We start from the raw sequence: 844 nt of genomic DNA, 5'->3' as shown, positions 1-844 counted from the left end.
TTCGATATTAGAACATTTACGGATCGAATGCGAGGATTTCGACGGTCCGCACCGGACGTGGGAGGCGAAGGTGGATACCCCGCACCCTGGGGGCATTGCCGAGGGCTCCGTGCCGCGGCTAGGTGGTGCTTCAACATTCTTGCATTCCCACGGAGGTCTGAGCTGGATTGCTACAGGCATCGTGATCATGGCCTTCGATGGGCCCACCGCTGCTGGCCACCGCTATTGCACGCTCGCACGCGCGCGCGTGCGAGCGACGGCCGGTCGTCTATTTCTCCTACACCCCTGCGGGCGCGTACGAGGGTGGGGCCATTCAATCCACCCAGGTGGGATCAAGGGGTTCGGCCACCGCCGGAGTGCCGCATGGGCCTACGCGGACTGCACCTTCACTATCATTTCCGCCAGCGAACCCGTGATTGGTGAACCACTCGAAGATCGGCGCCGGAGGCTGGTGCATGGCGCCCGGCAGTAGTCCGTGGCGCCGGGCGGCATGTGGTGCGCGACACGGTTCCGAAAATGATGTGAGCAGACTCACCGAGATGGGTTATCATAGTCACAAGTCTTTACTGTCCGAACGGTCGGTAAAACCACACTCACACCGCGCATTGCGCCAAACGCTGGAGAACACCTATGGCCCCCTCATCTTTGGCAGCACGACATAAGCGTTCCGAGGAGCGCCGCGTCCTTGCTGGCACACTGGTCGGCACCACCATCGAGTGGTACGACTTCTTCATCTTCGCCCAGCTCACCGCCACCTTGCTCAGCCCGCTGTTCCTGGAGCCGCTGAGTGAGTCGAACCCGGGGCTGGGACAGATCTTGGCGTTCGCCATGATCGGCATCTCCT

1 pseudogene is annotated in these 844 nt (G+C 61.7%); it reads left to right on the top strand.

The annotated features are described in order from the left end of the window. Window positions 1-630 precede the first annotated feature (630 nt). Window positions 631-844, top strand: a pseudogene (locus B879_RS23995) (hypothetical protein); the annotation flags it as partial.

It is taken from the genome of Cecembia lonarensis LW9, assembly GCF_000298295.1.
GTDB lineage: Bacteria > Bacteroidota > Bacteroidia > Cytophagales > Cyclobacteriaceae > Cecembia > Cecembia lonarensis.
Note: the sequence above shows the minus strand (reverse complement) of the source record. Positions and strands in the feature narration are given on the sequence as shown.